This window comes from Niastella caeni (genome assembly GCF_004834005.1).
GTDB lineage: Bacteria > Bacteroidota > Bacteroidia > Chitinophagales > Chitinophagaceae > Niastella > Niastella caeni.
In genome coordinates, this window is the sequence record NZ_STFF01000001.1 from 528,481 (window position 1) to 553,229 (window position 24,749).

Annotated in this window: 14 protein-coding genes; 1 reads left to right on the top strand and 13 read right to left on the bottom strand. The window is 44.1% G+C overall.

The window, feature by feature from the left end; genetic code table 11:
* Positions 1-163: 163 nt before the first annotated feature.
* Positions 164-2,743, top strand: coding sequence for a phosphoenolpyruvate carboxylase (locus FAM09_RS02115; RefSeq protein WP_136575424.1), 2,580 nt, complete (start codon positions 164-166; stop codon positions 2,741-2,743).
* A gap of 971 nt (positions 2,744-3,714) precedes the next feature.
* Here the strand turns inward: FAM09_RS02115 and FAM09_RS02120 are convergent.
* From FAM09_RS02120 to leuB, 13 genes are all read right to left on the bottom strand, one after another.
* A complete protein-coding gene (locus tag FAM09_RS02120) occupies positions 3,715-4,785 on the bottom strand; it encodes an outer membrane beta-barrel protein (protein WP_136575425.1) in 1,071 nt (356 codons plus the stop codon).
* Positions 4,786-4,886: 101 nt separating this feature from the next.
* Positions 4,887-6,281, bottom strand: coding sequence for an ammonium transporter (locus FAM09_RS02125; protein WP_136575426.1), 1,395 nt, complete (start codon positions 6,279-6,281; stop codon positions 4,887-4,889).
* 407 nt (positions 6,282-6,688) lie between these two features.
* On the bottom strand, positions 6,689-8,194 hold the full coding sequence (locus tag FAM09_RS02130; protein ID WP_136575427.1) for a glutamate synthase subunit beta: 1,506 nt from the start codon (positions 8,192-8,194) through the stop codon (positions 6,689-6,691).
* Between the two features lie 125 nt (positions 8,195-8,319).
* Positions 8,320-12,846 (bottom strand): glutamate synthase large subunit, encoded by a 4,527-nt coding sequence (gene gltB / locus FAM09_RS02135; RefSeq protein WP_136575428.1) that lies wholly within the window; start codon positions 12,844-12,846, stop codon positions 8,320-8,322.
* Between the two features lie 255 nt (positions 12,847-13,101).
* Positions 13,102-13,356, bottom strand: coding sequence for a hypothetical protein (locus tag FAM09_RS02140; RefSeq protein ID WP_136575429.1), 255 nt, complete (start codon positions 13,354-13,356; stop codon positions 13,102-13,104).
* Between the two features lie 1,226 nt (positions 13,357-14,582).
* Positions 14,583-15,839, bottom strand: coding sequence for a threonine ammonia-lyase (gene ilvA, locus FAM09_RS02145; RefSeq protein WP_136575430.1), 1,257 nt, complete (start codon positions 15,837-15,839; stop codon positions 14,583-14,585).
* Positions 15,840-16,048: 209 nt separating this feature from the next.
* Positions 16,049-17,116, bottom strand: coding sequence for a ketol-acid reductoisomerase (gene ilvC, locus FAM09_RS02150; protein ID WP_136575431.1), 1,068 nt, complete (start codon positions 17,114-17,116; stop codon positions 16,049-16,051).
* 98 nt (positions 17,117-17,214) lie between these two features.
* The gene (ilvN, locus tag FAM09_RS02155) at positions 17,215-17,802 is read right to left on the bottom strand and encodes an acetolactate synthase small subunit (RefSeq protein ID WP_208025465.1); all 588 of its coding nucleotides are present in this window, start codon (positions 17,800-17,802) and stop codon (positions 17,215-17,217) included.
* 67 nt (positions 17,803-17,869) lie between these two features.
* On the bottom strand, positions 17,870-18,646 hold the full coding sequence (locus FAM09_RS02160; RefSeq protein ID WP_136575433.1) for a class I SAM-dependent methyltransferase: 777 nt from the start codon (positions 18,644-18,646) through the stop codon (positions 17,870-17,872).
* 16 nt (positions 18,647-18,662) lie between these two features.
* Complete coding sequence (gene ilvB, locus FAM09_RS02165; RefSeq protein ID WP_136575434.1) at positions 18,663-20,408, bottom strand: biosynthetic-type acetolactate synthase large subunit; 1,746 nt, start codon at positions 20,406-20,408, stop codon at positions 18,663-18,665.
* A 70-nt stretch (positions 20,409-20,478) separates the two neighbouring features.
* Complete coding sequence (ilvD, locus tag FAM09_RS02170) at positions 20,479-22,164, bottom strand: dihydroxy-acid dehydratase (protein WP_136575435.1); 1,686 nt, start codon at positions 22,162-22,164, stop codon at positions 20,479-20,481.
* Positions 22,165-22,272: 108 nt separating this feature from the next.
* Positions 22,273-23,166 carry a branched-chain amino acid transaminase gene (locus tag FAM09_RS02175; RefSeq protein ID WP_136575436.1) on the bottom strand — a complete coding sequence of 298 codons (894 nt, stop codon included), beginning with the start codon at positions 23,164-23,166 and terminating at the stop codon, positions 22,273-22,275.
* A 440-nt stretch (positions 23,167-23,606) separates the two neighbouring features.
* Complete coding sequence (gene leuB, locus FAM09_RS02180) at positions 23,607-24,722, bottom strand: 3-isopropylmalate dehydrogenase (RefSeq protein ID WP_136575437.1); 1,116 nt, start codon at positions 24,720-24,722, stop codon at positions 23,607-23,609.
* Positions 24,723-24,749 lie beyond the last annotated feature (27 nt).

A 24,749-nucleotide genomic window follows, 5' to 3' on the forward strand; every position in this document is an offset into this window, starting at 1 on the left:
TACACCATGTCTGTAACCCAGTAGCAACAAGGGTTTTGCGCCTTAATTGAAAACAAATCGGCTGAACGTATTTATATTTAATTTTTTCAACGTACTTTCATTGCCCGATTTTCTGTTGCTGCTTGCTATATTTTTGCATTAATGCCATAAATTGAAAATACACATGGACCACCAGTCATCAAGAGGACTGCAGCAATTTAAAAATTACGTAGGCATAAAATTTCAGCTCTACAATAGCCTGTTTACCTCTCTCCCATTTCATCGTATCGAAAAAACCGGTATTCTGCTTTCGCTATTATTAAATAATTGTGAAGAAGGCTACAAGAAGAAGCAGAGCCCTGTTCAGATCATTGATGAATTTTTTGAAAAGCATACTTCCTACACCAGGGAGCAGGATAAGCTCGACCTGTTGTTCCGCTTTATTCAATACGTTGAACGGCAGGTAGTTTTGTTCGACGCCCTGGAAGACGCCTCTTTTAAAGAGATCAACGACCTGAATGGCATCGGTACGCTTAAATACCTGGCCACCGACGTTATACAGGAAGGCAAACAGGAAGAACTGGCTAAAAAGCTGGAAGACTTCTCCATTCGCCTGGTGTTAACCGCTCACCCTACCCAGTTCTACCCCGGACCTGTATTAGGTATTATTCATGATCTGTCGAAAGCACTGGCAGAAAATAATACCAACCAGATAAATATGTACCTGCAGCAGTTGGGTAAAACGCCTTTCTTCAAGAAGCAAAAACCCACACCATACGACGAGGCTATCAGCCTTATCTGGTACCTGGAAAATGTATTTTACAATGCAGCGGGCCGCATCCTTACCTTTTTGAACAACCAGTTCCCGCAAATGATACCAGATACCAATCCGGTGATCACTATGGGCTTCTGGCCTGGCGGCGACCGCGATGGTAATCCCAATGTTACAGTTGATACCACACTGAAAGTAGCCGATGCCCTGCGCGGCAGCATTATAAAATGTTATTACCTCGAAGTTCGCCGGTTAAAACGCCGCCTTACTTTCAAAGGGGTTGATACCATTCTGGCCGATCTTGAAAAACAGTTGTACGAAAACATCTTCATCCCCGGCCAACGGACCATCTTAAGCAAACAGGGCATCCTGGATGCTTTACAGAAAATAAGAGAGATCCTGATCTACCAGCACAATGGACTATTCCAACACCTGGTTGACAGCCTTATCAATAAAGTACATGTTTTTGGTTTGCATTTTGCCTCGCTCGATGTTCGGCAGGATAGCAGCGTGCACAACAAAGTACTGGAAGCAATAGCTGAAAAATCAGATATCCTTCCCCGTAACTATGCTGAATTATCTGCGGAAGAAAAGAAGAAGTTGTTATCAAATGCAAGCGGTGATATTGGTGGACATGTATTTGAAGACAGTCTTGAAAAAGACACCCTGCTTACCATTAAAGCCATTAAGGAAATACAACAGTATAATGGCGTTGAAGGTTGCAGCCGGTATATCATCAGTCAGTGCAACAGCGCTTTGAACCTGCTGGAAGTATATGGCTTGTTTAAACTGAGCGGCTGGAAAAATAATGACCTGAGCATTGACATTGTGCCTTTGTTCGAAACCATCGACGATCTGCAGGAAGCGGCCGATATAATGCAGGAGCTGTATACAAATGAAACCTATCGTAAACACCTGCAAAAACGCAGCAACCGCCAAACCATCATGCTTGGTTTTTCTGATGGCACTAAAGATGGTGGCTACCTGATGGCCAACTGGAGCATTTATAAAGCCAAAGAAAAGCTCACCAGCATTTCGGCTAAATATGGCATCGATGTGGTGTTTTTCGATGGTCGTGGCGGTCCACCGGCACGTGGCGGTGGTAAAACGCATAAGTTCTATGCTTCTATGGGTCGCAATATCTCCAATAAAGAAATACAGTTAACCATCCAGGGACAAACTGTTAGTTCCAACTTCGGCACCATCGATTCTGCTCAATTCAATATTGAACAGTTATTGAATGCCGGTATTTCGAACGATGTGTTTGCCGATAAAGACAAAACACTTACCAAAGAAGAAGAAGAAATTGTAGGCGAACTGGCCGTTGAAGGATTGAAGGCCTACAATGAATTAAAAAATAATCCCGACTTTTTAAATTACCTGGCGCATGTTAGTCCGCTGAAATTTTACAGCGAAACCAATATCGGCAGCCGGCCGGCCAAACGTGGCTCCTCATCGAAGCTGTCGTTAAAAGACCTGCGGGCCATTCCTTTTGTAGGCGCCTGGAGCCAGTTAAAACAAAACGTAACCGGTTATTATGGCGTAGGCACTGCCCTGCAGGCGTTGGAGAAAAAAGGCAAACTGAACGATATCAAGAAGGTGTACCGTCATTCGCTTTTCTTCAAAACGCTGATCGATAACTGCGAAATGGCTATGAAAAAATGTTTCTTCCCGTTAACGGAGTACCTGTCACAGGATCCCCGCTACGGTGAGATCTGGAACATGATCTACAAAGAATACGAACTAACACAACGGTATATTTTCCTTATATCGGGCAAGAACGAATTGATGGCTGATTACCCGGTTGAACAGTTATCGGTAACCATGCGCGAGCGGATCGTATTACCGCTTACGACCATTCAGCAATTTGCGATAGCGCGTATTCGCCTAATGGAGGAACAAATGGCGCAAACGCAGCATAAAGAGATCTTCGAGAAGCTGGTGATCCGCAGTTCATTTGGGATTATTAATGCGGGAAGAAATTCGGCTTAGTGAGTGGTGAGTAGTGAGAAGTAAGTGGGGCTCGCGAATTTTCAGAATTCTTTATTTTCGTGAGCTTCACATCATTTATCGCTCACTGTTCAAGAAAACGGGTAACCACATTTATGAGGTAAAAATTAAGCGGCTCCATTCACTATTCACCAAAAACAAACGCACCCGGCGAAACGGATGCGTTTTCTGATAACTAAAACAACGGTAATGAAAAAAAGCATTAAATACTATTTCATTAAATTACCGCACAACGTTTAGTTAGTTTTGGTCATAATTGAAATATAAAACACTACAGCTTATAAATTTGTTTGGCTATCGGCAAACAATATCCGCAAATCAATGACACACGTTTTTCTCACCCTATTGTATCCTTTGCAGGACCGTTTTTAAATATGACCAGCTAAAAAATTTCTTCTTTCTTTTTAAACAATGGTTTACCCTACATCAACACAGCAATAGCGCCAACACCAATAAGGGAAGGATGCTGCCAGAACGAATGTAAGACCGATTATATGGCAGGTAAAAAGGAAGGCCCCCATCTCTCCATAACCACTTATTTAAAACATTAAATAAAATACTATATATCCAAAACCTTCAATTACCACATCATACATCGTACCATTTCACAAAAATCTATACTTATAATAGTCAAAAATACCAATTTTTAGCCGCATCAGGCAAATTACACGTCACATAAAACAAAATATAATGTAAATATTTTATTGGTTGTACCGCCGTTTCATCGCTCCACATTCAATAAAAAAAGGATATTTCCTGGCAGGAAATATCCTCTATCGGATTTAAATACTTTAAGCCAGTTGGTTTAGGTTACGGACCGCAATTGCCTCTCGGCACAACTAGTTTTATAAAAATTGACGGTTGGTACTGCCATCCCGATAGTTATCGGAAACCAACCGTCAATCAGGTTCTCTATATCAACTAAAATCAACGATATACATTAGAACGGCGGATTAAAAATGCCAGGTAGCGCCCAACAGGAAAGTACCTGTGCTTTTAACCCCTGTGTTCGGGTTCTTCGCAAAAATGGCATCTTTCGAATTGTCTAACCTGAACTCAGGAATGATGGTCAGATTATCAATACGGATGTTGCCCGATAAAGTAGCTGCAAACACGCTGGTGCCAATACCTGAAGCAACTGCCAGGCCGGATAACGCATTTTTATCATCGAAATATTCTCCACGCAGCGTAACGCCGAATACTTTGGAAGGATCAATATTCAGGTACACGGCAGATCCCCACCAGGTGTCGCCACTGCTTTTACCATTAAGCTTAACCGATTGCACTGTACCGTTATAGCCTATGCTAAACTTGTCGCTTACTGTACCGGTAATTACGAGGTCGGCCTGGTTAATGGTGTTTTCGGCCATGTCTTTACCACCCTGGTAATTGAGGTAGCCTTTCAGCTTGCCGCTACTGTTAGCAGCACTAATCTGCCCGATTATCATTTTCTTGGCAAAGCTGGCGGTTACATTATCCGTAGGATTTGCCACGCCCAGCATGAAACCAAAATTGCCGGCGGTAAGTTCTGCCTTCAAACCAGTATGGAAGAAGGGACCGAACGAGAACATGTACGACATGCTGTAGTTACGGTTCAAATACGCATCAACCAGTTCATAGCCCACATGCGTAGCCCATTTACCCATGGTAAACTTTAATTTTTCGGAAGCGGCTACTGAAATGTATGCCTGCTTTATAGCTGTTCCCAGGCCAGTGCCTTTTTCATTATATGAAAATTCTTCTGCCCTTCTGCCAAAACCCAGATCCAATACACCGGTTACTTTACCTGTGGTATATTCTGCTTTTACAGAAGCCATACCTAACTCAAAAGAGTTTTGAGAGTTCGTAAAACTGGTGTAATTATTTATGTAGCCAGAATCTTTGGCATTATGGAAATTATAACGGTAGTATGCGTCAACAGAACCTGAAATGGTTAACGGACTTTTTTTCGTAGAGTCTTGTGCTTCAACATAGGAACCCAGGGCCACGGTGAAGATGGCCAATGAAGAAATTTTTCTTAACATTGCAGTTAGATTTTTTAAGTGTTAATGAAAAGGGTACGGTGGTAGAGTTGAACTTGTGTCAGAAGTTCAACTCTTATTAAAGCTGTACCTTTTTCTTTTAATTATAACTCTGCTTCTTTTTCAACGAGTTTTCCATTCTCTCCTTTAACAAGCAAAGTTCCTTGCATGTATTTTTCGTTGTGTTGAGATTCATCCAGACCGAGTTCTTCTTCTTCAGCAGTTACACGTAAAGGAAGAATGAAGCTGATGAATTTGAATATGAGGTATGAAACGATGAAGCTATAGGCTACAACTATGGCCATTGCTTTTAACTGTGTAAAGAAGAAACTTGCATTGCCATAGAACCAACCGTCGTTACCAGCGCTGTTCACTGTTTTGGTAGCAAAGAAACCAGTCATCAACATACCTACCATACCACCTAAACCGTGACAGGGGAATACATCGAGCGTATCGTCTAAAGTTGATTTTTGTTTGTAGTACACAGCAATGTTAGAGATAATAGCAGCTACCACGCCAATGAATATACTTTGAGGAATAGCTACGAAACCGGCAGCAGGCGTAATAGCAACCAAACCTACTACGGCACCGATACAAAAACCTAATACAGAAGGTTTTTTACCGCGCAATACATCAAAGAACATCCATGACAAACCAGCAGCAGCAGCGGCTGTGTTAGTGGTTGCAAATGCAGAAACTGATAATGCAGTAGCGCCTACGGCAGAACCGGCGTTAAAACCGAACCAGCCGAACCACAGCAAACCAGTACCGATCAATACATAAGGAATATTGGCAGGGGGAATTTCTTTATTCTGAATATGCGATTGTCTGCGTTTCAATACCAAAGCACCAGCCAGGGCAGCACAACCTGCAGAAATATGTACAACGGTACCACCGGCAAAATCCAGAACACCCCATTTAAACAGGAAACCTTCCGGATGCCAGCTCCAGTGTGCCAATGGCGCATATACCAACAGGCTGAAAAGGACGATAAACAGCGTATAAGCAGTAAAACGAATACGTTCTGCTACGGCACCTACTACCAGACCTGGAGTGATGATCGCAAACATTAATTGGAACAAAGCAAATAATGTGAGGGGAATGGTGGGGGCCAGGCTCCAGGGAGCACCGGAAGCTACATCTTTGAAGAAAAGGAACGTACCTGGATTTCCGATAATTCCAAGTCCACCAACATCTTCTCCAAAACACAAGCTAAAACCCACTAAGACCCATAATACACTTACAATACCGGCAGCTACCACGCTTTTCATCATGGTAGAAAGCACGTTTTTACGGTGCACCATGCCACCGTAGAAGAAAGCCAGACCAGGGGTCATTAAAAATACAAGCGCTGTTGCCACTATTATCCAGCCAATGTCAGCCGCGCTATACTTCCCACCATCATTGAACAGGGGAAGCGAAGGAATAAAGAGAGACGCTACGGCAACTATTGCCAGAATTAGAAAGGGGGCCACTTGTTTTAGGGAAACCTTTTTCATACCGTTGTGTTTTAGTTATAGATATTATTATTTTTTTGCATTTAATAATATTATATCGAAAATATCATTTTTTTGACAAATAACATTGAACAAATCATAAATATTATTATTTACTATATGTATCTTATTTATCTTTTATATTTGCCGTAACCCCTTGTCAGACCTAACTTTAAACAAACTTCTGTTTTGAAAATAAAAATGCCATCCTTTTTGGATGGCTTCAAAAAATGGGTATGGTTTTATCCTAAATTGTTAAAAGTATCAGAATAAAAATATTTTTTCAGCACGAATACTCAAAAATATTGCCCAACAGTAAAAATAATATCACATTAAATATTTTGATATTCATTCAATAAAAAAGCCACCCTCGAACTTGTCGGGATGGCTTCAAAATAGTGAGTTTTTATCTAAATCGCTAAAACTGTATTCTGGTCTTTACTTTCTAAAAAAGACACGCCTTCATTCAGAAACTCGTCTACCTTACGGGCAGCTTCCCGGCCTTCGCTGATGGCCCAAACCACCAGACTTTGACCACGACGCATATCCCCGGCGACAAATACCTTGTTAATACTTGTTTTGTACTCTTTTTCAGTAGCCCGCACATTACCCCGGCTGTCTAGATCAACACCCAGCTCATTTAACAGGCCTTCGTGTTGCGGATGCACAAAGCCCATGGCCAGTAATGCCAGCTCGCAGGGAAGTTCACGCTCTGAACCAGCTTTTTCAACAAACTGGGCAGGTTTGCCGTCTTCGGTCACTTTCCACTCCAGGTCAACTACCTTCAGCGCTTTCAGGTTACCCTTTTTATCGCCGATGAACTCTTTGGTGGCAATAGCCCAGTGACGGTTAGCGCCCTCTTCATGTGAAGTAGACGTTTTTAAGATCATGGGGAAGGTGGGCCAGGGCATAAACTCAGTACGGCCGGCAGGCGGCTTGGGCAACAGCTCAAACTGGGTTACCGATTTGGCTTTATGCCGGTTGCTGGTACCTACGCAGTCGCTACCGGTATCACCACCACCAATTACTACTACGTTCTTGTTGGTAGCTAATAAATTCTCGCTGAAAATATTGCTTTCGATATTGGCATTGGCCAACGGATCGATACCGGCATTGCGCTTGTTCTGTTGTTTCAGGAACTGCATGGCATAATATACACCTTTCAGTTCGCGGCCCGGGATCTTCAGATCGCGGGGAACAGTTGAACCACCCGCCAGTACAATAGCATGGAATTCGCGCAACAGGTCGTTGATGCGAACATTCTCGCCCACATTGGCATGACAACGGAAAGTAATGCCTTCTTCTTCCATCAGCTTGATCCTTCTGTCAATTACCCATTTTTCCAGCTTGAAGTCTGGTATACCATACCGTAATAAACCGCCCGGTTTATCATCGCGCTCAAATACGGTTACAGAATGACCAGCATAGTTCAACTGCGCCGCGGCAGCTAAACCAGCCGGACCAGAACCTACAACCGCTACTTTTTTACCAGTGCGTACGTTTGGTTTGCGTGGTTTTACAAATCCTTTATCGAAAGCTATTTCTATAATATGCTTTTCAATTTCTTCAATTGCAATGGCCGGTTGGTTAATGCCCAGTACACAGGCGCTTTCGCATGGTGCCGGACAAATACGGCCGGTAAACTCAGGAAAGTTGTTGGTAGAGGCCAGAATTTCATAAGCCTCCTGCCAGCTCTTGCGGTATACCGCATCGTTGAACTCAGGTATTACATTACCCAGCGGGCATCCGCTATGGCAAAAAGGAACACCACAATTCATACAACGAGCCGATTGCTGGTTCAGCTTTTCATCGCTGTACCGCTCAATGAATTCATTGTAATTTTTTAACCTCTCCTCTACTGGTTTTTTACCCGGCAATTCCCTGGTAAATTCTAAAAAACCCGTTGGTTTACCCATATTGTTTTAGTTCTATAAATTCTAAGTAATAAATATTTAAGTCCTGGTTACTTCTTTGGCGATGAATATCGAATGTCGAATACTGAATGATGAAGAGAATACAACTTCCATTCATCATTCAATATTTATTTATTCTTCTTCGCGCTTTGCTTAACCCTGCTCTTTTCCTGCAATGCTTTCTTATAATCTTTCGGGAACACTTTAATGAAGTTCTTCAATTGGTTCTCGAAATCATCCAACACAAAACGGGCTACGGCACTACCGGTATACGCGTAATGGCGGGTGATCATATCATTCAGCGCCTGTGCATCTTCTGCATCCAGCGGATCGAGGTCAACCATTTCTTTATTGCACATCAAAGCAAACTGTCCTTTCACATCATATACATAAGCGATACCACCGCTCATACCTGCGGCAAAGTTGCGGCCGGTAGCACCAAGGATCACCACGCGGCCACCGGTCATGTATTCACAACCGTGATCGCCTGTTCCTTCAACAACCACATCGGCGCCTGAGTTACGAACAGCGAAACGTTCGCCGGCTTTACCTCTTATATATGCTTCACCGCTGGTTGCGCCATAGAAGGCAGTGTTACCAATGAGGATGTTCTCTTCAGGTACAAAGCTCGATTGCTTTGGCGGATAAACGATCAGCTTGGCTCCGCTCAATCCTTTACCAAAATAGTCGTTGGCATCACCTTCCAGTTCAAGTGTTACACCTTTCGTATTGAAAGCGCCAAAGCTTTGTCCGGCCGTACCATTGAAGTTGAAATGAATGGTATCGTCAGGTAATCCTTCCGCTTTATATTTCTTCGAGATCTCATTCGATAAAATAGTACCGATAGTTCTGTCGGTATTCTTAACCGGGAACGAAGCAGCAATACGCTCCTGTTTTTCTAGCGCCGGTTTTGCAGCGGCCAGCAGTTTCCAGTCAAGCACATCGGCCATACCATGATCCTGTTCTTCCATTTTGTACAGGCCGGTGTAAGCAGCAGCTGGTTCTTTGTACAATATTGGCGACAGATCGAGTTTGCTGGTTTTCCAGTGTGTAATGCCTTCGCGTACTTCGAGGCAGTCAACCTGGCCCACCATTTCATTAATGGTGCGGAAGCCCAGTTCAGCCATGATCTCGCGCAGGTCCTGCACCATGAACTTGAAGAAGTTCACCACATGATCGGCATTACCGCTGAAGCGCTTGCGCAGTTCAGGGTCCTGCGTGGCCACACCTACAGGGCAGGTGTTCAGGTGACATTTACGCATCATGATACAACCTTCAACAACGAGGGCGGCGGTCGCAACACCCCACTCTTCTGCACCTAACAGGGTGGCGATAGCGATATCGCGGCCTGTTTTCATTTGTCCGTCGGCCTGTACAACCACACGGCTGCGTAATTTATTTTTTACCAGTGTTTGATGAGTTTCGGCAAGGCCTAACTCCCATGGTAAACCGGCATGTTTAATAGAACTGATGGGCGAAGCGCCTGTACCGCCATCCATACCTGCGATCAATATTACATCGGCTTTGGCTTTTGCCACACCGGCTGCAATTGTACCTACACCGGCTTTTGATACCAGTTTCACATTGATGCGGGCGGCGCGGTTTGAATTCTTCAGATCGAAGATCAGCTGCGCCAGGTCCTCGATAGAATAGATATCGTGGTGCGGCGGCGGAGAGATCAAACCTACACCAGGTGTAGAGTGACGGGTTTTACCGATCCACTCATCAACCTTGTGACCAGGTAACTGACCGCCTTCACCTGGTTTTGCACCCTGTGCCATTTTAATTTGCAGCTCTTCAGCTTCGGTAAGATAATAGCTGGTTACACCGAAGCGGGCGCTGGCCACCTGTTTAATGGCGCTACGCATACTGTCACCGTTAGGCAACGGCGTGTACCGAACTTCATCTTCACCACCTTCACCGGTATTGCTCTTGGCGCCTATTCGGTTCATGGCAATGGCCAGTGTGGTGTGCGCTTCCCATGATATAGAACCAAAGCTCATGGCGCCGGTAGCAAAGCGTTTCAAAATGCTTTCAGCCGGTTCCACTTCATCGATGGAGATCGCGGGCCTGTTCACTTTGAACTGGAACATGCTACGCAATGTGGCCGCTTTCTCACTTTGGTCATTTACTGCTTTGGTATATTTCTTAAATGTATTGTAATCGTTCATCCGGGTTGCATACTGCAACAGGTGAATGGTAGTTGGGTTGAACAGGTGAAACTCCCCTTTACGTTTCCATTGGTAAACACCACCAACAGGTAAACGATCAACAGGGATGTCTTTGCGGCTGAAGGCGAACCAATGCTTGGCAAGCGCTTCTTTAGCCAGTTCATCCAGGCCGATACCTTCGATACGGCTAACGGCGCCGGTGAAGCATTTGTCAACCAGCTCTTTATTTAAACCAAGTATTTCGAAGATCTGGGCGCCCTGGTATGATTGCAGGGTGGAGATCCCCATCTTGGAGAACACTTTCAACAAACCATCGCAAACGGCTTTAATATAGTTCTTGCGCAATTGATCCCAGTCGAGCTCAGTTTGCAGCGTGTTGTTCACTTTCATGTTGCGGATGGTAGCCAATGCCAGGTATGGATTGATGGCGGTAGCTCCAAAGCCTAACAAACAAGCAAAGTGATGTACTTCCCAAACGTCGCCGGCCTCTACAACAATACCAACCTTACCCCGTAAACCTTTACGAATAAGATAGTGGTGCACTGCAGCAGTAGCTAACAAAGAAGGAATTGCAGCGTGATCGGAATCTACCGCACGGTCGCAAAGGATCAACACTTCAAATCCATCATGCACCGCATCTTCTGCATAGCGGCAAAGCCTGTCGAGCCCTTTTTTCAATGAACCGGGTTTGCCATCGGCCCTGAAATAAGTTTGCAGGGTTTTGGCCTGGAAGATACCCGTATCGATACTACGCAGCTTTTCCAGTTCGGTGCTGGTAAGTATGGGATGCTTCAATGCCACGGTATGGCAATGCTTGGGATCTTCTAATAATAAGTTATCGTTGTTGCCCACAAAGGTTGCCAAACTCATTACCATTCGCTCGCGAATAGGATCGATGGGCGGGTTGGTTACCTGTGCGAATAATTGTTTAAAGTAAGAAGTGATGTGTTGTGGCTGATCGCTCAATACGGCCAGTGGCGTATCGGTACCCATAGAACCGATCGGTTCTTTGCCATCAACAGCCATAGGCGTTACAATGTCATCGATATCTTCAGTTGAATAACCGAAAGCTTTCTGGTATTTCAGAATAGATGAATCAGACAGGTGAGTGAACGCAACACGGGGTTCATCCAGCTCTTCCAAACGGATCTTGTATTGATTCAACCAATCGCCATAAGGCTTGCGGTTGCAGATATCGTTTTTCAGTTCTTCATCACTGATGATGCGGCCCTGCTCCATATCAACCACAAACATTTTACCGGGTTGCAAACGGCCTTTTTCCACTACGATGGCAGGATCAACCGGTAATGCACCAGTTTCAGAAGCCATGATCACACGATCATCGTTGGTAACGCAATATCTTGACGGACGTAAACCATTTCTATCGAGGGTAGCGCCGATAATTTTTCCATCAGTGAAAGAAATAGAAGCGGGACCATCCCAGGGTTCCATGATAGAAGCATGGTATTCGTAGAATGCTTTCTTCACGGGGTCCATTTGGTCGTTGCCATCCCATGCTTCAGGGATCAACATCATCATTACATGAGGCAATGAACGACCGGTTAATGCCAACAGCTCGATCATGTTATCCAGGCAGGCAGAATCACTCTGGCCTTCAGTAACGATCGGCAGCAAGGTTTCCATTTCCTGCGTGGTGAAGAACGGCGAGGTAAAACCATGCTCACTGGTCTTTAACCAGTTGAGGTTACCTTGCAGTGTATTGATCTCGCCGTTGTGTGCAATGAAGCGGAAAGGCTGAGCCAGTTTCCAGCTTGGGAAGGTGTTGGTTGCAAAGCGGGAGTGAACCAAACCAAATGCAGAAACCATTCTTTTGTTACCCAGGTCGGTAAAATAATTACGCACCTGGTTACTGGTTAACTGCCCTTTATATACAACGGTTTTGTAAGAAAGCGATGCAATGTAAAATCCGATCGCATCTTTCTTCACCGTATTGTTGATAGTGTGGCTGGCGTAGTTGCGAAGCACAAATAATTTGCGCTCGAAATCATCGGGGTTATTGATGTGATCGGGACAAGCGATGAACACATGCTCCATTTCAGGTTCAACACTCAATGCCGAAGGACCGATACCATCCGGATTAACGGGTACCTTTCGGTAAACAAGTACTTCCAATCCTAATTTTTCAGCAGCGCGATTGAAGATATCGCGGCACTCTTCACGCAAACGGATCTCGCGGGGGAAGAAAATTACCCCAACTCCGTAGCGACCGAAAGCTGGCAGATGAACGCCCAGCTTGATGCACTCGTCAAAGAAAAATTCGTGTGGAGTTTGAATCATAATACCGGCGCCGTCGCCCGTATTATTCTCACAACCGCAGGCCCCTCGATGTTCCATATTTTCCAATACGGTTAAAGCATCGCTGATGTTTTGGTGGCTTTTGTGTCCTTTAATGCTGGCTACGAATCCAATGCCGCAGGCATCACGCTCAAATGAAGGATGGTATAAACCCAGGTTACTTGCCATGGAAATGCATAGTTTTTTGAAAAATATTCAATAAATAGTCAAATTCTCAATAAATCGTTTAATAACATAGCAAGCAAGCGATTGAAATTACGAAAAAAAACCTGCATTTACTGGTGTTTCATGCAATTTTTTTTACAAAATAGCGATATGTATTTAGTCGCTCCGTAAGCACGATATGCTTGCAATAATTGCTTAATAAAAAGCCAATTGGCGCTTCTTTTTTCTCCCCTGCTTTTTGATTTCTGCGAAGATATTTCAATATCCTTTTTCCCCCACAAAATCAACCGCTTTAACTGTAACTAAGACAAATACAAAATAGGATTGTTCGCTTAGGAGAATAGACTGTCTTTTACCAGGGTTCGCTGCATATTTCATAACAACCATGCCGGGCATGCCAGGATGACAAGGACGGCCTGGGGCGCCATAAATCCGTAGGATCCCCGACGGTTCAAAAGCAAACAGTTGTGAGCAAGAATCAGCGGGAAATTTATCGTTAATTGATTTTAACATTTCCCATAGCATTTGTTTTTCACGCTAATTATTGCAGCACCATATAGCGCACTAAACATACCTGCTATTCATAATGTTTTTAGTAGCTGGTTGCGCTTTATAATAATACACTTGTTAAATGGTTTGTATAACTTAAACTAACGATGATCAATGTTCTAAGCATTTAATGTTATTCGTGTGTTATGACCTGTTATATGTTGATAAGTTTTTCCAAACACATTTGTATGCAACCCTGTAACGACGTAACTTTGCAGCGCCAATCCAATATATTTGATAGCGACCGCACCAAAATTACTCTGCGAATAGTTCTAACCATTGAAGCCATAGTTATCTTTTTTCTTTCAGGTTCTCTATAGCCATATAATCAATAACATTTGCCATATCATGCTTTGCCATAACGCTTTGCCGTAAGGCTTATCAGTTTGAATTTATTATGAATATCCTTCCCGATTCTGTCGGGACATGTATTCCATTATCCGTGGAAAACCGTTTCGCGCACTATATCCAATATCAGTTCATTGTACAGCTCTGTTATGTTTCAATATCCGTAGAAAGACCGTTTCATTGTACAAATCCAATATCAACCGTGTGCCCTTTTTGACACAGTTTTTCAATATCCATGGTAAAACCGTTGATGTAATCCAATATCGGCACTGTGCGCTTTTAACCTTAGTGTTCAATATCCGTGAGAAGACCAACTCAGGCACAAAAATCCGATAGCAACCGTGTGCCCTTTTACAATGTTTGCTTCAATATCCGTGAGAAGACCATTCACTTAAAATCCAGTATCAGCCCTGTGCGCTATTTAATCCTGTTTATCCAATACCTGAGAAAAACCATAACGTGTATAAATCCAATATCACAAGCCCTTGCACTTTTAAACCTATTAGTTTCACATCGATTCATACATGTTTCGATCCGCCCTTAGTAAACATTGGTGGTTCAGTATTTATGTAAAGACCATTACCGTTTAGCTAGTATTGCGACTCTTCGCTGTATCGCAGTATCCTTAAAAAGATCACCCGTCAGATTTTATGACATAAGCCTCCCTTCGGGGAGGTTTTTTATTTAGGGAATGGTGATTAAAAATGAGAAACAGAGAAATGAGAAAGTAAAAAATACTGAATATTGAATGTCGAATATCGAATGTTGAAGTGAATACCCCTGAAAATAAAAAAAGCCACGCCTCACGGCATGGCTACCACTTAAACAGATAACATATGTTATTATACCAAATACCCAAACAGCGTGTCATTCTTATTTAACGCTGTATAGTTTATGTTATAACGTTGCAGGTTTTGCAACAGTATATCGTAGTCTTCTTTATTCTTTAATTCAATCCCAACCAATGCCGGTCCTGATTCTTTGTTGTGCTTTTGCATATATTCAAACCGCGTAATGTCATCATTCGGTCCCAGCACATGATTCACAAACTCTTTCAGGGCGCCCGGTCTTTGTGCAAACCTGATCAGGAAATAATGTTTCAATCCTTCGTACTGCAGGCTTCTTTCTTTTATCTCCTGCATACGATCAATGTCATTGTTGCTGCCACTTACAATGCAAACAACAGTTTTACCTTTTATTACATCGGCATAATCATCCAGTGCGGCAATGGATAAAGCACCGGCAGGTTCTACCACTATAGCATCTTCATTGTATAGCTTCAAAATAGTAGAACAGGCTTTTCCTTCCGGAACCAGGTGCATATCATCCAGCACTTCTTTACATATAGAGAAGGTGATATCCCCAACTCTTTTTACAGCAGCACCATCTACAAATCGATCAATTTCTTTTAGGGTAACCGGCTCGCCTGCTTTCAATGCTTCAAACATGGAAGGCGCGCCTTCCGGTTCCAGCCCTATTATTTTTGTTTTGGGTGAGTACGTCTTTAAGTACGATCCTACCCCGGCGCTTAAACCGCCGCCCCCTACCGGCACAAACAGGTAATCTATATCTGTTTGCTCTTCCAGTATTTCAACAGCAACAGTTCCCTGTCCTTCAATGATCCGATAATCGTCAAACGGAGGAATGAAGGTCATACCGTTTTCTTCAGTATACTTCTTCGCGGCAATGGCACAATCATCAAACGTATCGCCTATCAGTTGGATCCCGATGTTCTCTTCACCAAACATTTTGGTTTGATTCACCTTTTGATTAGGCGTAATGATGGGCATGAAAACCACCCCTTTTACATTCAGTCTTTTACATGAATAGGCAAATCCTTGTGCATGATTTCCCGCACTGGCACATACCACCCCTTGCTGTAATTGCTCAGCAGGCAAACTGCTCATCATGTTATACGCACCCCGCAGCTTGTACGACCGCACCACCTGCAAATCTTCCCGCTTCAGGTATACATTGCACTGGTATTTCTTCGACAGGTTGTGGTTTAACATCAGCGGTGTTTTGTGCACCACTTTTTTTAACCGCAATGCTGCTTTATGAAATTCCAGCTCAGGCCTTGTATATGTGAATGTGCCCATATATGTTTTTATTAAAAAAAATTAGCCACCGTTGTTTTAGTTATCAAAAAACGCTGAACGCTTATCGTAGAACGCTTATCGCGAACATTGAAAACGCAAATGCTTTTTGTGAACGGTGGCTAATATTTTATCGCTTACAGCTCAATGCCTAACGAAAAATTCAATTTGAACCCGGCGTTAAGCGTAGTGCGTTCAGCGTTATACTTTTATTAAGCGGTAACTTCGGCTGGTTTTTGATTCTCAGGACGAAGACTGCGAACTGTTTTACCAGCTTGCCACATTTCGCTATCACGCAATTCCTTCAGTTCAGCTTCCAGCTTCTCACGATAATCAGCCTGGCTGTTGCTGTCGATAGAACGTTGAGATTCTTTACCGGTTGCAACGCTCTCATATAATTCGGTGAATACAGGTAATGTTGCATCGCGGAATTTCTTCCACCAGTCTAATGCGCCGCGTTGTGCAGTTGTGCTACAGTTGGCATACATCCAGTCCATACCATTTTCTGCAACCAGTGGCATCAGAGATTGCGTCAGCTCTTCAACTGTTTCGTTGAAAGCTTCAGAAGGCGTGTGACCTTTACTGCGTAATACCTGGTATTGTGCGGCAAAGATACCTTGAATACAACCCATCAATGTACCTCTTTCGCCAGTCAGATCGCTGTATACTTCTTTTTTGAAATCAGTTTCGAACAGGTAACCGCTACCTACGGCAATACCTAAGGCAATTACTCTTTCTTTTGCTTTACCGGTAGCATCCTGGAAAATAGCATAGCTACTGTTCAGGCCACGGCCTTGCAGGAACATACGGCGCAAAGAAGTACCAGAACCTTTAGGAGCTACCAGAAATACATCTACATCTTTGGGAGGTACGATGCCGGTTTGCTCGTTGAAGGTAATACCGAAGCCATGTGAAAAATATAATGCTTTACCAGCAGTCAGGTGTTTTTTAACAGTAGGCCACAATTGAATTTGTGCAGCATCGCTCAACAGGTAGCAAATAATGGTACCACGTTGTAATGCTTCTTCAATTTCGAATAAAGTTTCGCCGGGTACAAAACCATCCTTCACCGCTTTATCCCAGGTTTTTGAATTTTTACGTTGACCAACGATTACATTGATACCGTTGTCTTTCTGGTTCAGCGCCTGACCCGGTCCCTGTACACCGTAGCCGATCACCGCTACCGTTTCATTTTTCAATACCTGTTGCGCCTTGGCAAGTGGGAACTCTTCACGAGTTACTACATTTTCTTCCACCCCGCCGAAATTTAATTTTGCCATTGTGAGATGTTTATTGTTATTGGTTTTTTGTTTTGGTCCGGTGAATATTCACCTTTATCGTTGTTTTTATTGTGCGCTTTGCGTTAAGCGTTCCGCGTTTACATGGTAAACACTTCGTCGCCTTTACCTAAATATTCATTTTCTATTACGTCTTCACTGGGTTCTTTCTTTTCAAACTCTTTCAGTTTGCTGTGAAAACCGCTGCTGGCCTTAATAATAGCTACCCGGGCGCTGCGTACAAATTCAATCAATCCGTATGGTTCCAGTACAGCTATCAGTTTGTTCGTTTCTTCCCGCTGACCGGTTGTTTCAAAAACAGTGTAATCCTTTCTGATCACTACTGCGCGGGCGCCGTACTCACGTAATAAGCGTTCTACTTTTACTTTTTCCGCAATTTCATCGGTAGGCACTTTATACAAAGCCAGCTCCTGCCAGATGATCTCTTCGGCAGTATTGTAATATGCTTTCAATACTTCCACTTGCTTTTCTATCTGGCGCACCAGTTTCTTCACCACTTCTTCCAGTTCATTGATGACGATGGTAAAGCGGTGAATGCCTTCTACTTCACTGGGAGAAGTATTTAAACTCTCAATATTGATCTTACGGCGCGAAAACATGATAGCGATCCGGTTCAGTAACCCGATCTGATTTTCTGTATATACCGTAACGGTGAATTCCTGTTTCATAATTTAACTTATTTCAACCGTGCCAAGGTTCCGAACCGTGACACGGTTTCAAATGATTGACAATTTGTTAATTTTCTTTAATGGCCACTACGCGCAATCTTTTATAATCAGCATACCATTTTTGATTCCTGAAGTGGGTGTGCCGCAATGTTTCCTGCACTTCATCCAGTATTGCATCTTTTGCTGCATCTTCAACACCTTCGAGATAAGCGCCGCAAAACATGTGCACCCAATCCTTGATCCCCTGTTGTGTGTCTTTCAACTCGGTCTCCCGATTATAATGCGTAGCATATGTAACCCTGAATCCCTGCTTTTCGAGTAACCCGGTGTACTCACTCAATGAAGGGTAGTACCAAACTTCCCTGGTAGCATTTTGCGTGTACCCGTGATTGGTTAAAGCTATTTTCAACGCATGAACGATCTTCTCAACATTTCCCTTTCCACCCATTTCCAACACCAGTCGGCCACCCGGCTTCAGGTTGTTGTACATGCTTTGAATAGCCTGCTCTTTATCGGTTACCCAATGCAGCACGGCATTGGAGAACAGCGCATCGAATGGTTCATTAAAGTTAAAATCGGTTACAGAGGCCAGCCTGAAAGGAAGGTGCGGATATTCGTTCCTTGCTTTTGCGATCATGTCAATAGAACTATCCATGCCAGTTACCATAGCCCCTGAGGCAGCTATCAGGTTGGTCAAATGACCGGTACCACAGCCTATATCCAGAATGCGCTCCCCTTCCTGCGGGGTAAGCAACTGCACCAGGTATTCGCCGTACTTAAAAACAAAATCATGCTTTTTGTCGTACAGGGAAGAATTCCAGGTGATATTTTCTGTGATGGCCATTCGATGTTACCTTTTATTATTTTAAACGTATTTCTGCTACGCTGCAACCCTGCGGTACCATGGGGAATACATTGTTTTCCTTTCCGGTCATTACTTCCAGCAGGTAAGCGCCCTTTGTATTCAGCATTTCAGTAAGCGCCTTTTTCAGGTCATCCCTTTTTGAAATACTTTGTCCGGGAATTTTATATGCTTTTGCCAATTGTACAAAATCAGGGCTCTCTATATTAACAAACGAGTAGCGCTTGTCGTGGAAGAGCTGTTGCCATTGGCGCACCATGCCGAGGAATTGGTTGTTCAGGATCAGGATCTTTACATCGATGTCTGATTGCATGATGGTACCCAGTTCCTGAAGCGTCATTTGAAAGCCTCCGTCGCCAATAATGGCCACGGTTGTTCTTTCGGGAGCGCCTACTTTAGCGCCTATGGCTGCGGGTAAGGCAAATCCCATGGTTCCCAAACCACCGGAGGTAATATTACTTTTCGACTGCGTGAACTTCGCATAACGACAAGCTACCATCTGGTGCTGTCCTACGTCGGTTACAATGATCGCATCGCCGCCAGTTAATTCGTTCAGGGTTTTTATTACTTCACCCATGGTCAATTGTTCTGTGGTAGGATTCAGTTCAGGGGTGATACAGGTTTCTTCTTCCTGTTTCATCATATCCCTGAACTTTTGCAACCATTGCGGGTATACTTTCTGCTCAACCTGTGCGGTCAATAAAGGCAGGGTTTCTTTACAGTCGCCCCAAACCGGTACGGTTGTTTTTACGTTCTTATCAACTTCAGCCGGATCAATATCCAGGTGGATCACTTTCGCCTGCTTTGCATATTTATCCAGGCGGCCGGTAACGCGGTCGTCGAACCGCATACCGATTGCGATCAATACATCACATTCATTGGTCAGTACGTTCGGGCCATAATTACCGTGCATTCCCAACATACCTACATTCAGCGGATGATCTGAAGGTATAGCACTTAATCCCATGATGGTCCATGCAGTGGGAATACCTGCTTTCTCTATAAATTTTAAAAATTCTTTTTCAGCTTTACCCAGTATTACACCCTGACCAAAGATCACAAAAGGCCTTTCAGCTTCGTTGATCAGCTTGGCAGCTTCTGTTATATACTCTTTACGTACAATAGGAGCTGGCCGGTAGCTGCGTACATGATCACATTTTGTATATCCTTCGTAATCGAATTTTTGCAACTGGGCATTCTTGGTAATATCAATTAACACCGGGCCGGGGCGTCCGCTGCGGGCAATGTAAAAGGCTTTTGCCAGCACGGCAGGAATTTCGGTAGCGTCTGTTACCTGGTAATTCCATTTGGTAACCGGGGTAGTGATATTGATCACATCTGTTTCCTGGAAAGCGTCTGTACCCAACAAATGAGCAAACACTTGTCCGGTGATGCACACCACCGGCGTACTATCGATCATGGCATCTGCCAAACCTGTCACCAGGTTGGTTGCACCAGGACCACTGGTTGCAAACACAACACCAACATCTCCAGATGACCGCGCATAACCCTGAGCGGCATGTATAGCGCCCTGTTCATGGCGTACCAGTATATGATGTAACTTTTCCTGGTAATCATACAGTGCATCATAGATAGGCATGATAGCGCCACCCGGATACCCAAATATGGTATTGACACCTTCTGCCAGAAATGCTTCCAACACTGCGACCGAGCCACTGACATTTGTTATAGCTGGCTTCTTATCCGTCTTTTCTTTGGCAGGCGCCTTTTCGATTGTACTCATAAACTTTTTTTTGTGATTCAATTGTCGGTTTAGTTCCTGTTCTTAATGTTATCCCGATCGACGGCATCGTTTATTCCGCTTCATCGGTTACGCATCCTTCAGAAGCATCTTTTACCTGCTTCGCATATTTATATAGAATTCCTTTTTTCACTTTTAACGCCGGTTGTTTCCAGGCCGCTTTGCGTTTTGCCAGCTCCCCGGGACTTATTTTCAAATTGATGATATTCTTCACCGCATCCAGTTCAATGATGTCATTGTCCTGCACCAAACCGATCACTCCACCATCAAATGCTTCAGGCGTAACGTGCCCCACCACGAAACCATGGGTACCACCGCTGAAACGGCCGTCGGTGATAAGCGCAACACTTTTTCCTAAACCCGCACCAATAAGTGCAGAAGTAGGTTTCAGCATTTCAGGCATCCCGGGCGCGCCTTTGGGCCCAACATAACGGATCACTACTACATCACCGGGTTGTACTCTTTTGCTCTGGATGCCGGCAATCAGCTCAAATTCGCCATCGAATACGCGGGCAGGTCCTTCAAAGCGCTCACCTTCTTTACCGGTGATCTTGGCCACACTGCCTTTTTCGGCCAGGTTACCATACAGGATCTGTAAGTGCCCGCTGGCTTTTATCGGTTGTTCGAGGGGGAGAATAATTTTCTGGGTATCAAAATTCAGATCAGGTACTGAAGCCAGGTTTTCCGCCAGTGTTTTACCGGTTACGGTCAAACAATCCCCATGCAACAATCCTTTTTGTAACAGGTATTTCATTACAGAAGGCAATCCACCATGTTCGTGCAGGTCCTGCATCAAATATTTCCCACTGGGCTTGAAGTCGGCCAGCATCGGCACCTTGTTGCTGATCTGTTGAAAATCGTCTTGCGTTAAAGGCACATCCACGCTTTTCGCAATGGCGATCATGTGCAGCACCGCATTGGTACTTCCACCCAATACCATAATTGTTGTTATGGCATTTTCGAAGGCTTTGCGGGTCATGATATCGCGCGGCTTGATATCTTTTTCCATCAGGTTACGGATAGCCTTACCCGCATCCAGACATTCTTTTTTCTTTTCGTCGCTCAGCGCAGGGTTAGAAGAAGAGTACGGCAAACTCATACCCAATGCTTCAATAGCTGAAGCCATGGTATTGGCGGTATACATACCACCGCAAGCGCCCGCACCCGGGCAGGAGTTCATTACAACGCCCTTGAAATCGGCATCGCTTAACTGGCCGGCAATCTTTTGACCCAACGCTTCGAATGCAGAAACAATATTCAGATCCTGGCCCTTGTAATGACCTGGTGCAATGGTTCCACCATACACCATAATAGCAGGGCGGTTCAACCGTCCCATGGCCATTACTGAACCCGGCATATTTTTATCGCAACCAGGTATGGCAATCAACGAATCGTAATACTGAGCGCCACAAACGGCTTCAATAGAATCGGCAATGATGTCGCGGCTTACCAGCGAGTAACGCATACCGTCTGTTCCGTTCGACATACCATCGCTTACGCCAATAGTATTAAAGATCAAACCTACCAGGTCATTGCTCCATACACCATCTTTCACAATTTTGGCCAGGTCGTTCAGGTGCATGTTACAGGTGTTGCCATCGTAGCCCATGCTAACAATGCCTACCTGTGCTTTCTTCAGATCTTCGTCGGTTAAACCAATGCCATACAACATGGCCTGAGCGGCAGGTTGTGTTACATCCTGCGTCAGCGTCTTTGAATATTTGTTTATTTCAGCCATTTATTTACTTTATGCGTTCAGCTTTTATTTTTTCGTATAACCCGTACTTCAGTTTGTCGTTTGTGGTTCTTCCGGTTTCAACTCGCTGCTTTTCGTTCACTCATACTTTCAATCAATCAATTCGCCTTTTACTGCTTCTGTAACCCGGTTCTTATAAGCCAGTTGTATACGGCGGCCAAGGGTATTTTCCCACTTAGCCGGGAATACCGTGTCATCGAGCGATTGCCAGCCGATCACTTCAGCGGCTGTGCCACAAAAGAATACGGCGTCGGCCTGTTTTAACTCATCGGTAGTGAATAAGCGCTCTTCAACAGGTATATTCAGTTCGGTACATATTTCTATTACAGTTGCCCGTGTTATGCCGGGTAAAATATTTCCGGTGGCCGGTGTATACAGTTTGCCGTTCTTTTCATAAAATACGTTAGCGCCGGGCCCTTCCGCTACATATCCGTTCATATCGGTCAACAGCGCTTCGTCGAAGCCTTTTGCTTTTGCTTCCTGGCTGGCCAGGATAGAATTTACATAATGGCCGCTTGCTTTGGCTTCAATCCGAAACCCTTTGGGGTTAGGGCGTTGAAAAGAAGAGGTCATTACCCGCAGTAATTTCTCCCCTAAAAACAAACCCATTTCCCAGGCTGCGATCAGGAGGTATGATTCGGTATTGGGGTTGAAGCTCATATTGGCCGGCGCGTACACTACCGGTCTGATGTAAGCGTTCCGGAGGTTGTTCCGGCTTAATACTTCGTAGGTAGCTTCTATCAGTTCATCCGTATCCCAGTTGTAGGGCATATTCAGGGCAGTAGCTGAATTCCGCAACCGGTCATAATGCTCGGTAGCCTTGAATATTTTGGTTTCGCCGCTGGCGGTTTGGTACGATCTGATACCTTCAAATACGGCATAGCCGTAGTGCAGCGACTGACTGTAAAAGTCAGTAGTTGCCTCTGCCGCTTTTACAAAAGCGCCATTGAGGTAAATGATCGTATTGTTATGATAGTAGGCCATTAGTTATTATTTAGAATAAGGTTTATTGATCTGGTTTTCCGTTTCTTTTATCCGTGTCACGGGCCTAAAACAAAAAAACCCGCCTCGTTGGAGGCGGGTCGTTTATATTGATCTTTTGTATACGTTAAACTCCACCTCCGTGCGTTGCAGGAATAACCACCACCACAATAATAATTATTGCAGTTACCACAGAGATGATGTTATTAATGCTGCTTTTTTGCATAAGAGGACTTCGTGTGTCACAAATATACACCCGCCGGTTGATAAAAAGAGCTTAGTTAAAAAAAATTGTTTTTCTGATCCTGGCTACAAAACCAATTTCTGATTTTGATATTTTGTGATTTAGGGATTTGTAATTTCTTTTATTGAGCATTTCGGCAAATCTCAAAATCCCGAAATCCCTAAATCTGTATTTAACACCACTTCAGGTAGTTAACAAGCTAAATTATAGTTGACTTTCTCAATTCAATGTTAGCCTGATTCACCCCACCCGGTATTCTATTCGCCACATAATCACTCACCAGTTCGCCGATGGTTGACGTGAAATAAAAATTGATCGGGTCAATATCTTTTGTTACAAAACCATTCACCAGCGTCCACTCAACACCCAGGCGTACAGCCTCCGCTTCCTTGGCCAGTCCAAAATGATCGAGCAACATGGCTGCTGACAAAATACATCCCAGCGGGTTGGCAATGTCTTTGCCGGCTGCCTGCGGGTACGAACCATGAATAGGTTCAAACAGCGCCACGCCGGCACCAACCGATGCCGATGGTAACAATCCCAACGAACCACTGATCACACTCGCTTCATCACTGATAATATCGCCAAACATATTTTCTGTGAGTATCACATCAAACTGTTTCGGATTAATGATGATCTGCATAGCGGCATTGTCAACAAACAGGAAATCAACTTTCACCTCGGCATATTGCGATGCTATTTCCTGCACCACTTTACGCCACAGGCGCGATGTTTCCAGCACATTGGCCTTATCAACCAATGTTAGCTTCTTACGACGTTGCCGGGCATACTGAAAAGCGAGATGTGCAATGCGTTCAATTTCTGCACGCGTATATACGCAATCGTCAGCAGCACGGGTGCCATCTTCGCTCAGTTCCTTCTTCCCAAAATAAATACCGCCGGTAAGTTCTCTAAAGATTATAAAATCAACTCCTTCTAATTGCTGTACTTTCAAAGGAGATAAATGTTGCAAAGAGGGGTACGTGATTACAGGACGAATGTTGGCAAACAATTGTAAGCTTTTCCGCAATTTCAGCAAGCCCTGCTCGGGGCGAACCTTTGCGGAAGGATCGTTATCGTATTTTGGATGGCCGATGGCGCCAAATAATATGGCATCGCTGTTAAGGCAGGCTTCAATGGTTTCATCGGGTAACGGGTTGCCGGTTTTGTCAATGGCATCTGCGCCCATTAAACAATACCGGTAACTGAACTCATGACCAAATTGCTCGGCAACGGCATTCAATACCTTCACCGCCTGCCGGGTAACTTCAGGCCCTATGCCATCACCTTCTATTACAACAATATTCTTTTCCATAAAATGTAGTTTCAAAACACGGACTAA

What these genes read in the sequence shown, in the direction of transcription:
- FAM09_RS02115 (WP_136575424.1), top strand. Translation starts at nt 164, where the DNA reads ATGGACCACCAGTCATCAAGAGGACTGCAGCAATTTAAAAATTACGTA.
- FAM09_RS02120 (WP_136575425.1), bottom strand. Translation starts at nt 4,785, where the DNA reads ATGTTAAGAAAAATTTCTTCATTGGCCATCTTCACCGTGGCCCTGGGT.
- FAM09_RS02125 (WP_136575426.1), bottom strand. Translation starts at nt 6,281, where the DNA reads ATGAAAAAGGTTTCCCTAAAACAAGTGGCCCCCTTTCTAATTCTGGCA.
- FAM09_RS02130 (WP_136575427.1), bottom strand. Translation starts at nt 8,194, where the DNA reads ATGGGTAAACCAACGGGTTTTTTAGAATTTACCAGGGAATTGCCGGGT.
- gltB (WP_136575428.1), bottom strand. Translation starts at nt 12,846, where the DNA reads ATGGCAAGTAACCTGGGTTTATACCATCCTTCATTTGAGCGTGATGCC.
- FAM09_RS02140 (WP_136575429.1), bottom strand. Translation starts at nt 13,356, where the DNA reads ATGTTAAAATCAATTAACGATAAATTTCCCGCTGATTCTTGCTCACAA.
- ilvA (WP_136575430.1), bottom strand. Translation starts at nt 15,839, where the DNA reads ATGGGCACATTCACATATACAAGGCCTGAGCTGGAATTTCATAAAGCA.
- ilvC (WP_136575431.1), bottom strand. Translation starts at nt 17,116, where the DNA reads ATGGCAAAATTAAATTTCGGCGGGGTGGAAGAAAATGTAGTAACTCGT.
- ilvN (WP_208025465.1), bottom strand. Translation starts at nt 17,802, where the DNA reads ATGAAACAGGAATTCACCGTTACGGTATATACAGAAAATCAGATCGGG.
- FAM09_RS02160 (WP_136575433.1), bottom strand. Translation starts at nt 18,646, where the DNA reads ATGGCCATCACAGAAAATATCACCTGGAATTCTTCCCTGTACGACAAA.
- ilvB (WP_136575434.1), bottom strand. Translation starts at nt 20,408, where the DNA reads ATGAGTACAATCGAAAAGGCGCCTGCCAAAGAAAAGACGGATAAGAAG.
- ilvD (WP_136575435.1), bottom strand. Translation starts at nt 22,164, where the DNA reads ATGGCTGAAATAAACAAATATTCAAAGACGCTGACGCAGGATGTAACA.
- FAM09_RS02175 (WP_136575436.1), bottom strand. Translation starts at nt 23,166, where the DNA reads ATGGCCTACTATCATAACAATACGATCATTTACCTCAATGGCGCTTTT.
- leuB (WP_136575437.1), bottom strand. Translation starts at nt 24,722, where the DNA reads ATGGAAAAGAATATTGTTGTAATAGAAGGTGATGGCATAGGGCCTGAA.